Source organism: Cupriavidus sp. 01L46, assembly GCF_056399905.1.
Genome location: NZ_JBFTSF010000345.1, coordinates 1 through 10,126 on the forward strand (window position 1 = coordinate 1; position 10,126 = coordinate 10,126).

The 10,126-nt window shown below is 66.8% G+C and carries 11 protein-coding genes and 1 pseudogene; 5 read left to right on the forward strand and 7 right to left on the reverse strand.

Annotated features, from left to right (window positions below; all coding sequences use genetic code 11):
* Together AC1DS3_RS33745 and AC1DS3_RS33750 are read left to right on the forward strand one after the other, a co-directional pair.
* The coding region (locus AC1DS3_RS33745) for a hypothetical protein (protein ID WP_477128876.1) at positions 1 to 221 on the forward strand (221 nt) is incomplete at its 5' end.
* Between the two features lie 182 nt (positions 222 to 403).
* Positions 404 to 808 (forward strand): ProQ/FinO family protein, encoded by a 405-nt coding sequence (locus AC1DS3_RS33750; RefSeq protein WP_174426743.1) that lies wholly within the window; start codon positions 404 to 406, stop codon positions 806 to 808.
* Between the two features lie 76 nt (positions 809 to 884).
* Here the strand turns inward: AC1DS3_RS33750 and AC1DS3_RS33755 are convergent, their stop codons facing one another.
* A complete protein-coding gene (locus AC1DS3_RS33755) occupies positions 885 to 1,799 on the reverse strand; it encodes a LysR family transcriptional regulator (protein WP_477128877.1) in 915 nt (304 codons plus the stop codon).
* A 140-nt stretch (positions 1,800 to 1,939) separates the two neighbouring features.
* Between AC1DS3_RS33755 and AC1DS3_RS33760 the strand changes: the two genes are divergently transcribed.
* Entirely contained in the window at positions 1,940 to 2,632 is a 693-nt protein-coding gene (locus AC1DS3_RS33760; RefSeq protein WP_441640445.1) for a 3-oxoacid CoA-transferase subunit A, read from the forward strand.
* Positions 2,629 to 3,264, forward strand: a complete 636-nt coding sequence (locus AC1DS3_RS33765; protein ID WP_441640442.1) for a 3-oxoacid CoA-transferase subunit B — start codon at positions 2,629 to 2,631, stop codon at positions 3,262 to 3,264. Before AC1DS3_RS33760 ends, AC1DS3_RS33765 begins: the two co-directional genes overlap by 4 nt.
* Before the next feature lie 92 nt (positions 3,265 to 3,356).
* On the opposite strand, the gene AC1DS3_RS33770 is transcribed toward AC1DS3_RS33765, so the two are convergent.
* From AC1DS3_RS33770 to AC1DS3_RS33785, 4 genes are all read right to left on the reverse strand, one after another.
* Positions 3,357 to 4,055: an alpha/beta fold hydrolase gene (locus tag AC1DS3_RS33770; RefSeq protein ID WP_477128878.1), complete on the reverse strand. Its 699-nt coding sequence runs from the start codon at positions 4,053 to 4,055 to the stop codon at positions 3,357 to 3,359.
* Between the two features lie 168 nt (positions 4,056 to 4,223).
* A complete protein-coding gene (locus AC1DS3_RS33775) occupies positions 4,224 to 5,255 on the reverse strand; it encodes an isocitrate/isopropylmalate dehydrogenase family protein (protein ID WP_441640440.1) in 1,032 nt (343 codons plus the stop codon).
* Positions 5,256 to 5,470: 215 nt separating this feature from the next.
* Positions 5,471 to 6,328: a D-amino acid aminotransferase gene (locus AC1DS3_RS33780; RefSeq protein ID WP_441640439.1), complete on the reverse strand. Its 858-nt coding sequence runs from the start codon at positions 6,326 to 6,328 to the stop codon at positions 5,471 to 5,473.
* Between the two features lie 177 nt (positions 6,329 to 6,505).
* Positions 6,506 to 7,534, reverse strand: a complete 1,029-nt coding sequence (locus AC1DS3_RS33785) for an SDR family oxidoreductase (protein ID WP_441640438.1) — start codon at positions 7,532 to 7,534, stop codon at positions 6,506 to 6,508.
* Positions 7,535 to 7,671: 137 nt separating this feature from the next.
* Between AC1DS3_RS33785 and AC1DS3_RS33790 the strand changes: the two genes are divergently transcribed.
* Positions 7,672 to 8,346 carry a TetR/AcrR family transcriptional regulator gene (locus tag AC1DS3_RS33790; protein WP_441640437.1) on the forward strand — a complete coding sequence of 225 codons (675 nt, stop codon included), beginning with the start codon at positions 7,672 to 7,674 and terminating at the stop codon, positions 8,344 to 8,346.
* A gap of 53 nt (positions 8,347 to 8,399) precedes the next feature.
* Here AC1DS3_RS33790 and AC1DS3_RS33795 read toward each other — a convergent pair.
* Positions 8,400 to 9,502 (reverse strand): annotated as a pseudogene (locus tag AC1DS3_RS33795) (TolC family protein).
* A 32-nt stretch (positions 9,503 to 9,534) separates the two neighbouring features.
* On the reverse strand, positions 9,535 to 10,126 hold a 592-nt coding region (locus AC1DS3_RS33800), incomplete at its 5' end, for an efflux RND transporter permease subunit (RefSeq protein WP_477128879.1).

The window sequence follows — 10,126 nt, forward strand, 5'->3', positions numbered from 1 at the left end:
GCCCACACTTATCGGTTGTTTGTTTGTTAAAGAACTGGCCACGGTTCGCTTTGCTTGCCGCGTCGCTGCTTTTGTCTGCAGCGAAGGAACGAGACTATAAAGAATTATCTGCGTTTCATCAATACTTTTTTAATCTTTTCTTGCTCGGGTTAGATTCGCTACGCGCTCTTCTCACCTTTCCTGCCATCCCCGCAACCTTCGCCCGTCTGCTTTGCAGCTGAGCGTTGTACTGCGGAAGGGGGCGAATACTAAGCTGTCGGCACGGTGCTGGCAAGTCTTTTCTGGAAAATTTAGTCGGCACAAAAAAAGCGCCCCAAAGCGCACAATCGAGCATCAAACCTCGGGGCTGACCGGCTTCCGCTAAAATTCGCCTTCACTCCTCACCTCTTCACAACAGAACACTATGGGATTCGAACAACTTGCTGCGCTGAAAGCGCAGCTGGCGCAACAGGCCAAACCCAAGCCGGCGGCCAAGCCCACACGCGCCCGCCCATCCGCGCAAGCKGCCCAGTCGAAACCGGTGGATCCTGTTGTACGGAACATCGGGCGGCTTCAAAAGCGCTTCCCCCTGGCCTTCCCTAAGAACCCTGCGCCAAAGCGAGCGTTGAAAGTCGGCATCTTCGACGATCTGCTTGGCTACGCTAGCGAGCTGGGCTTGCAAGAGGCGGAGTTGCGCGAAGCCATCAAGACCTGGTGCCGCGGGACCCGTTACAAGGCATGTCTCACGGAAGGCGCTGCGCGAGTGGACCTCAACGGCGCCGACGCAGGCTCTGTCACGCAGGCGGAAGCCACGCGCTTCAAGAAATAAGCGGCGGCGGTGGCGCGGCAGATGCGGACTGGCATAGGGCTATAAAGCTATAAGGCTAGAAGGCTTGCCGCACGATTTACTCTGGCTGCCGCTCTGCCCCCTTCGCCTCGCGGCAGCGCTCGATCAGCCTCAGCACCGTAGGCGAGCGCTCGTTCTTGCGATGGACCACGGCCAGTTGCGACACCACGTCGTTGCGGGCCAGCGGCTTGAATACCACGTCGGGCGGGGCGAACGCGCGCATCGAGGCGGGGATCAGCGCCACGCCAAACCCGGCCGCCACCATGCTGATGATGGTAGCCATCTGGGTCGACAAAGCCTCTACGCGTGGCTGGAAGCCGGCATTGCCGCAGATGGCGAGCGTGATGGCGTAGAAGCCCGTACCGTGCTCGGTATGCGTGCAGATAAAGGTCTCGTCGCGCAGCGTGGCTACGTCGACGCGGGCGCGGCCAGCCAGCGCATGGGTGGCGTGCAAGGCCACCACGACGGCTTCGGACGCGATGTCGAACAAGGCCAGCCCTTCTGGCAGGGACCGCAGCGGTGGCCGGATAAAGCCGATATCGAGTTCGCCACGTGCCACCGCTTCGAGCTGGGCCGGCATGTCCATCTCCCGCATGGCAAGCCGCACGGCCGGATGATCCTGGCGAAAACGATAGACGAGCCTTGGCAGCAAGCCTGACAACGCGGCCGACGCCACATACCCGATGGCAGCGCCGCCGACATCACCCCGGCTGGCACTGGCCGTGACCAGCCCGGCATGCTGGACCTGGCGCAGCACACCCATTGCTTCCTCGTAAAAAACGGCACCCACCTCGGTCAGCGCAATGCGGCGCTTGCTGCGCGAGAGCAGCGGCGCGCCCGCCTCTTGTTCGATCCACCGGAACTGCTGGCTCAACGCCGGCTGCGATATGCCCAGGCGCTCCGCCGCGMGGCCAAAGTGCAGCTCCTCGGCCAGCGCGGCAAAGTATCGGTAGTGTCGGAGTTCGAGGTTCATCGCGATAGCCCGCTTTCAATATAAGCGCAGCTTATCAACAATTAAGCTTTGCGCACTTGAACCTATCAAAGCCTGCGCCGCATGATGCATGACTTGGCGGCTGCGCCGCGTCACGTATCGGGAGCAAGTCGGGCATGGGATTGGTCAACAAACGGGTAGCAAGCTGCGCAGAGGCCATCGCCGACCTGCGCGACGGCGCCACCGTGATGGTGGGCGGCTTCGGCAGCGCGGGCCTGCCCGACGGCCTGATCGCCGCAGTGCTGGCGCACGGCGCGCGGGATCTCACGGTGATCTCCAACAACGCCGGCTACGACGGCGAAGGCGTGGCGAGCCTGATCGAAGCCCGGCGCATGCGCAAGCTGGTCTGCTCCTACCCGCTGACAGCGGGCGCCACGGCGTTCCGCGACGCTTACCGGCGCGGCGAGATCGAGCTGGAGCTGGTGGCGCAGGGCACGCTGGTGGAGCGCATTCGCTGCGCCGGAGCCGGGCTGGGCGGCTTCTACTGCCCCATCACGGCCGGGACGATCCTTGCCCAAGGCAAGGACACGCGGGAGATCAACGGTGTGCCGCACGTGCTGGAGCTGCCGCTGCATGCGGACTTTGCGCTGATTCGCGCACGCCATGCGGATCGCCTTGGCAACCTGGACTATCACCTGGCGGGCCGCAACTTCAACCCCATCATGGCCACGGCGGCGCGCGTGGTGGTGGCGGAGGTGGAGGCGATGGTCGAGGCCGGCGCGATGAACCCCGAACATATCGTGACGCCCGGCATCTTTGTCCACCGCGTCGTCACCGCTAACGCCAACAAGCCACAAGCCGGGAGCCAGCCATGAAGCGATGGAACAGGGAACAGATCGCCCGGCGCGCGGCGCAGGACATCCGGCCGGGCGCCTACGTCAACCTGGGCATCGGCCTGCCGACGCTGGTCGGCGACATGATCCCGCGGGAGCGCGAGGTCTTCCTGCATAGCGAAAACGGCATCCTGCATCTCGGGCCACGCCCGCCGCTGGGGCAGGAGAACCCGGACCTGATCAATGCCAGCAAGCAGCCGGTGACGCTGCAGCCTGGCGCGGCCATCTTCGATTCCGCGCTGAGCTTCGCGATGATGCGCGGCGGCCACCTGGATCTGGCCATCCTTGGCGCCTACGAAGTGGCGGAGAACGGCGACCTGGCCAACTGGAGCCGCGGCGACCCGAACACGCCGCCCGCGGTGGGCGGCGCCATGGAGCTGGCCTTCGGCGCGCGCGAGGTCTGGGTGCTGATGGAACACACCACGCGCGACGCTCGCCCGCGCCTGTTGCACCGCTGCACGCTGCCGTTGACGGCAAGCGGTGTGGTCAGCCGCATCTATACCGACCTGGCGGTGATGCGCGTGACGCCCAGCGGCTTGCGCGTGGAGGCCATGGCCGAGGGCATGACCTTCGGCGAGTTGCAGGCGCTGACCGAGGCGCGGCTGCTAGCCTAGCGCCATCGGCAAATCAGCAATTCAGCGGCTGGACACTACCCGCTCGATCCACGCGATGAACACCGCGACCACTTCMTCGCGGTTGGTCTCGTTCAACGTTTCATGCCGCGCCCCGCCGAACACGTGGGACGACACATCGGCCTGCCCTGCCGCGCGGTAGCCAGGCGCGCGCACTCGGTGAACATCGAGGCGCGCGATGCCGGCGTCACGGTGAACCCGCACAACGGATCGGCCAGATACGCATCCACCTGGGCGGGGTCGCGGCTGAGCCAGTCGAATGGCGTGCGGCCATCCGGCACCCCGGCGTTCATGTCTTCCAGCTTGAATCCCGCCTGCGCCGCTGCCAGCATCAGATCCACCGCGGTGGTACCCGACAGCGACACGCCGTCGAGCAGATCGCTGTGCGCAACCAGGTAGCACTGCGCTGCGAACGAGCCCATGCTGTGGCCAAACAGGATCAGCGGCACCCCGGGATGCTGCGCGCGTGCGTGCCGGCTGAGCACGGCCATGTCGTCCGCCAGCGCGGCGAAGCCACGCGGGCCGAAGTCGCCAAGCTTGTCCTGCGCGGCTGCATCGGCGCCGTGTCCGCGATGCTCGCTGGCGTAGACCACGTAGCCCGCGCGCACCAGCGCGTCGGCCAGGGGCCGGTAACGCAGCGCATGCTCGCCCATGCCATGCGCGATCTGGACCACGGCACGCGGCGCGACGCCGCCCTGCCAGCGGTGGACCTCGATCTTGTGATCGTCATTCGAATCGAGACGAAAGTGGAGGTAGGGTTCCGATGTCTGCATGCCAAGCCCTCGGTTAACGCCGGCCGTATCGGGAGTGACGGTTGCGGCGCAGACATCGTACGCAAGTGGGTGCGTTCAGGCTATCGGGGTTGCTCCGCCCTGCCGCTGTGGGGAATGGCAGAGGTAGTAGTAAGCTGCCCGGCGCAGGCCGGGACGCTCGCCGCGCGGTCACCCCAGCCGCTTGATCACCGTCTCGGCRAACTGCAAGGTCGAGGCCGAGCCCTTGAGGTCGCCGGTTTTCACCTGGTCCTGGTTGAGCGCCAGGTCGATCGCCTGGCGCAGCCGCGCCGCCAGGTCCTGGCGGCCCACATGCTCGAGCATCAGGCCGGCGGCCAGCATCAGCGAGATCGGGTTGGCGATGCCCTTGCCGGCGATGTCCGGCGCGGAGCCGTGCACGGCTTCGAAGATGGCTGCCGTCTCGCCGATATTGGCGCCCGGCGCCATGCCCAGCCCGCCGACAAGGCCGGCGATCTGATCGGACAGGATGTCGCCGAACAGGTTGGTACAAAGCAGCATGTCGAACTGCCAGGGATTGAGCACGAGCTGCATGGCGCAGGCATCGACGATGCGATCATCCATCTCCACGCGGCCAACGTAGTCCTGCGCCACCTCGCGCGCGGCCTCCAGGAAGATGCCGGTCAGCGCCTTCAGGATATTGGCCTTGTGCACCACGGTGATCTTCTTGCGCTGGTTCTTGACCGCATACTCGAACGCAAAACGGGCGATGCGCCGGCAGGCGTCGCGCGTATTGGTGCCGGTGGACACGGCCACCGCATGCGGGTCATCGCCCACGGCGATGTAGTAATCGTGCGCCACGTAGAAGCCGCCCACGTTCTCGCGCACCAGCACCAGGTCGATATCCTCGAAGCGGCCTGGCACCAGCGTGCGCGCGGGCCGTACGTTGGCAAAGAGGTTGAAGGCTTCGCGCAGCCGCACATTGACCGAGCGGAAGCCCCCGCCMACCGGCGTGGTCAGCGGGCCCTTGAGCGCCAGGCCTGTGCGGCGGATGCTCTCGAGGGTGGCCTCCGGCAGCGGATCACCGCCCTGGTCGATGCCCGCCATGCCAGCCTGCTGCACGTCCCAGGAAAACGGCGCCCCCAGCGCGTCCAACACCTTGACGGTGGCTTGCACCACTTCCGGGCCAATGCCGTCGCCCGGGATCAGGGTAGCGGCGATCTGGTTGCGTGCTGGTTGTTCCATATGCGATTCCTCTCAACAGTTGAATGTCCGCGTTCGCAGAGCATGCAACGCGGGGGCATTTCTGTCTAGCGCGGATCATGTCAGGCGAGCGGGATCGCGCTGCCGGAAGGGAATCTTGTGGAACGAGCTATCACATATGGCCGCTTGTCTTCATGCAGCGCGCTGCGGGGTAGCCGGCTCGCGCCGAATAGCCACGCCGCGCGCTTAGGCGTTGATCACGCCGCCTGCGTGGCCGCTTTGGCTTCCTGGTATGCGGCGTACAACTTCTTGAACACCGGGCCGGGCTCGCCATCGCCGATGGTCTTGCCGTCGATGGTGACCACCGGCAGGATCTCCTTGCTGGCCGAGGTCAGCAGCACCTCATCCGCGCCCATCACCTCGTCCTGCGAAATGCGGCGCGCTTCCAGCGAGATATCCAGCGCCGCGCACAGCTCCTCCATCCAGCCGTAGCGGATCCCTTCCAGGATCAGGTTGTCCTTCGGCGGCGCCGAGACCCGGCCCTTGCTGACCACCCAGACGTTGGACGCGGAGGCCTCGGTCAACATCCCGTCGCGAAACTGGATGGTCTCGGTGGCGTCGTTCTCCACCGCGTTCTGCGCCGCCAGCACATTGCCCAGCAGCGAGGTGGATTTCACCTGGCAGTGCAGCCAGCGCTTGTCCTGCGCTGTCACGCAGGACACGCCCTTCTCGCGCATGGCCGCCGAGGGCAGCGACATCGGGTTGGTCATGATGAGCACCGTCGGCGTCACCGTCTTCGGGAAGGCATGGGTGCGCCGCGCCACGCCGCGCGTGACCTGGATGTACACCATCTGGTCGGCGAGGCCGTTGGCCTGCACCACACGGTCGATCAGCGCCATCCACTGCGCGTCGGCGTGCGGGTTGGGGATGCCGATGGTGTCCAGGCTGCGCGCCAGCCGCGCCAGGTGCTGCTGCAGGCGGAACGGCTTGCCGGCATAGATAGGGACCACTTCATACACGCCATCGCCAAAGATAAAGCCGCGATCCAGCACGGGGACGCGGGCTTCGGACAGGGGCGTGAGCTCGCCGTTGAGATAGACGATTTCTTCGTTCATGGTGGGTAGGGTAAGGCTGGCGGGCGCCGGGGCCTGGGTTGCAGTACGGGTGCGCACTGGAAGAATGCATGCATTCTTCCACAAGGCGCGGGGGCAGCCTATGCAAAATCGGCATGACCTTGGCCTGCTCCGCCGCCCGGCCCCGCAGCCATGGCGTTCAGCTTGCGCCCCCAGCCCTCACGCCGCGCCCGGCAGCCATCCGTGCGCCCGATACCAGGCAATGACATCGCGAACCGTGTGATCCACGGGCCGGAAGCCCAAGCCAAGCTCGCCCTCGCTTTTGGCATGGCTAAAGCGTGTCCGGTCCGCTTCCTTCACCATCAGCCGCACGGTTGCAAGGCTGAGCAGGATCGGCTTGCCGCTGACCCGGGCGTAGATCTCCTGCACGCAGGCCAGCGCAAACAACAACGGCACGGGCAGCGCGCGCTTGGGCGTTGCCACCCCCGCGGTGCGTCCGATCAGCGGGATCAGCTCGCGCATGGTCATATGCCGGCCCGCCGCGAGATAGCGCTCGCCACGCCGCCCGCGCAGCGCCGCGGCAATATGGGCCTGTGCGACATCGCGGGCGTCGACCACGGAAAAGCTCCCTGGAACCAGGCCCGGCAAGCGGCGCATTACCGTATCGAGCGCGACTTGTCCGGCTGACGTCGGCCCGATATCGCCCGGCCCCCACATCCAGCCGGGCAGCACGAACGTGGCATGCATCTCGGGGGCATTCTCGAGGAAAGCCAGGACGGCGCGGTCGCCCAGGATCTTGCTGCGATAGTACTCATCGGCGTCGGCGGGATCGCGCACATGCGTTTCATCGATCACCGAACCCGGCGCGCCATTGAGCACGGCGATGGACGAGGTCTGCACGAAGCGGCGCACGCCCGCCGCATGGGCTTGCGCGATCAGGGCGGCCGTGCCGTCGACATTGATGCGCCTGAGCGTTTCCCAGTGACTGCCACCCTTGTAGTTGTCGCGGAAGAACGCGGCGGTATGGAACACCACATCGCAGCCGTGCATGGCCGGGGCGAACGCCTCGACATCGGCCATGTCGCCAACCACGAACTCCACACCCGCGAGATCGCCGAATTGCTGCCTGGCCTTTTCCGCCGAGCGCACCAGCGCCTTGACCGCGACACCGCGGCCCCGCAGTTCGCGGACAAGATTGTTGCCGAGCAGACCGGTGGCACCGGTCACGAAAGCGGTTTGCAAGTTCATGGACAGGCCTTTATCTCGAAGGTCATATGAAATCTAGATATCRATTGATATCCTTTATGATAACAGTTGAAGTCCCAAATGCAATCGATACGGCAATCCCTCTCGCCATGCCCAATGCCACGCCCAGTACCACGCCAATGAAGCAACCCACCCCGCGCAAGCGCCTGAGCCGCGAGCAAAGCCAGGCGCAGACCCGCGAGCGCCTGCTYGAGGCCGCGCGCAGCTTGTTTATGCAGCGTGGCTTCGGCGGCACGTCGATCCGGGATATCGCGGAGGAAGCGGGGTATTCGCAGGGGGCGTTCTATTCGAACTTCCCGGACAAGGAGGCGCTTTTGCTCGATCTGCTGCGCGGCCATATGGAGGCCGAGGCAAAGCAGCTGGCAGCGGTGTTCGACACGGCGGAGCACGCCGGCGCAGAGGTGCTCGCGGGCCTGGATGCCTGGGCCGCGGCGCTCCATGCGGATGCCGACTGGGCCATGCTATCGATCGAGCTGCAGATGCATGCCAATCGCAGCCCGTCGTTTGCCAGCGTTTACCGCGCGGTCTGCGAGACGCACCGCGGCGAACTCGGCGGCTTGATCGAGCGCCTGTTCCGCCATCTGGGCCGCGTGCCGCCAGCCCAGCCGGAAGAGCTGGCCGCGGGTTTCATGGCGCTCGCCCATGGCCTCGCGCTGCAACGGGGCACGACAAGCGCCGACCCGACGGGCCGGATGCTGATGCTGTTCCTGCGCGGCCTGCTGGCGAGCGCGCAGGTGGCTGGCGAAGCGGCCGATGCCAGTCATCCGGCAAAGCGTGGCCGCGCAAGCCGGTAGCCCTTAGCCGGACGCCCGCTGCCCGGGCGCACCGCACCCGGGCAGCGACGCGCTCAATCGTCGAAGTCCCACATCCGGTGCAGGTCCAGGCGTAGCCGGCTATCGGCCTCCAGCGCATCGACCAGGGCCACGCGTTCGGCCAGCGTGGTATCGGCCAAGGTACGCCGGACCATCAGCAGTTCGCTCAGGCCGGTTTCCCCCGCCTTGTAGGCCCGGCCGGTGCGTGCCGCGGCGCTGCGCTGTAGCGCGAGCGCTTCGGCCTGCGCCACGGCTGCGGCGCGCTTGCCTTCCAGGCCGCGGTACAGCACCTCGAACTCGGCGCCGATCCTGCGCTCCACCGCCACCCGGCTGCGGGCGGCCGCCTGCGCGTCGGCCGCTGCCGCCACCGCCGCCGAACGCCGGTGCGCGGAGCCAAGCGGCATGCTGATGCTCACGCCGGCAATCCGCTCCGCGCCGCCGCGCTCCACCGTGAAGAACACGCCCACGGTCGGGTCCGGCTTGCGCTCCAGGTCGGTGCGCCGGGCCTGCCGCTGGGCTTGCGTCTCCTGCGACTGGGCGAGGCGAAACTCGTGGCTGTCCTCCACATAGCGGCTGYGCAGCGCATCGGCGGGGTCGTCCGGCAACGCCTGCAGGCGCACATCCGCCGGCAGGCCGCCGGGCACGCCCAGGCCCGGGAAGCGCACCCGCAACTCGGCTAGCGCCGCCGCCTCCGCCGCGCGCGCGCTGGCCAGCGTGGCGGCGGTGCGGGCGCGCTCGGCCAGCAGAAGCTCATGGTCCATGGGTGCCGCATCGCCGGCCTGCACCCGGCGCGCAGTGACGGCCGCCAGCTCGCCCGCCAGGCTGTCGTCGCCCTGCGCCGCCAGCCGCGCCTGCTGCGCGCGCAGTGCCCCGAACCACAGCGACAGGATCTGCCGCGAGACTTCATGGCGTGCATCCATCACAGCGAGCTGGCCCGACTGCGCCGTGGCATAGGCCCCAGCACCGCATCGCGGCGGGCCTCGGCCATCTGCACGTCCGGCGACTGGCCAACGGCGTCGCGCACGGCGGACTCAAGCGGCAGCACGCCAGCTTCAGCCGGCATGGCTGCTTGCGCCCGGGCGACGCCCGGCATCCCGGCGGCCGCGATCATGACAGCCGCGGMTGCCATCTTGCTCATTGCGCCTCTCTTTGCGCCTCTCATTGCGCCGCTCATTGCGCCTCTCCTTGTGCCATGCGGCCTTGCTTGTCCTCGCGCGACCGCGCCACGCCAAAGCGCTCGAACAACAGCGGCAACAGCAGCAAGGTCAGTGCGGTGGAGCTGACCAGGCCGCCCGAGACGACGATGGCCAGCGGGCGCTGGATCTCAGAGCCGGGCCCGCTGGCAAGCAGCAAGGGAATCATCCCCAGCGCCGTGATGCAGGCGGTCATCAGGACCGGCCGCAAGCGGTCGCGCACGCCGGTGCGCACCGCTTCGGCCATTGGCCACCCTTCCTCCAGCAAGGTATTGAAATGCGAAACCAGCACCACGCCGTTCAGCACGGCAATGCCCAGGAGCGCGATAAAGCCCACCGAGGCGGGCACCGACAGGTACTCGCCCGCCACCCGCAGCGCGGCGATGCCGCCCACCAGCGCGAACGGAATATTGGCGATGACGAGCGCCGCCTGGCGGATCGAGCGGAAGGTCAGCATCAACAGCAGGAAGATGGCGCCCAGCGCCAGCGGCACTACCAGCGCAAGGCGCGCGGCGGCGCGCTGCTGGTTCTCGAACTGGCCCCCCCAGGCCACGCGCAATCCCTTGGGC

Coding starts and splice junctions, on each gene's coding strand:
- AC1DS3_RS33765 (WP_441640442.1), top strand. CDS start 2,629: ATGAAGCGATGGAACAGGGAACAGATCGCCCGGCGCGCGGCGCAGGAC.
- AC1DS3_RS33770 (WP_477128878.1), bottom strand. CDS start 4,055: ATGCAGACATCGGAACCCTACCTCCACTTTCGTCTCGATTCGAATGAC.
- AC1DS3_RS33780 (WP_441640439.1), bottom strand. CDS start 6,328: ATGAACGAAGAAATCGTCTATCTCAACGGCGAGCTCACGCCCCTGTCC.
- AC1DS3_RS33785 (WP_441640438.1), bottom strand. CDS start 7,534: ATGAACTTGCAAACCGCTTTCGTGACCGGTGCCACCGGTCTGCTCGGC.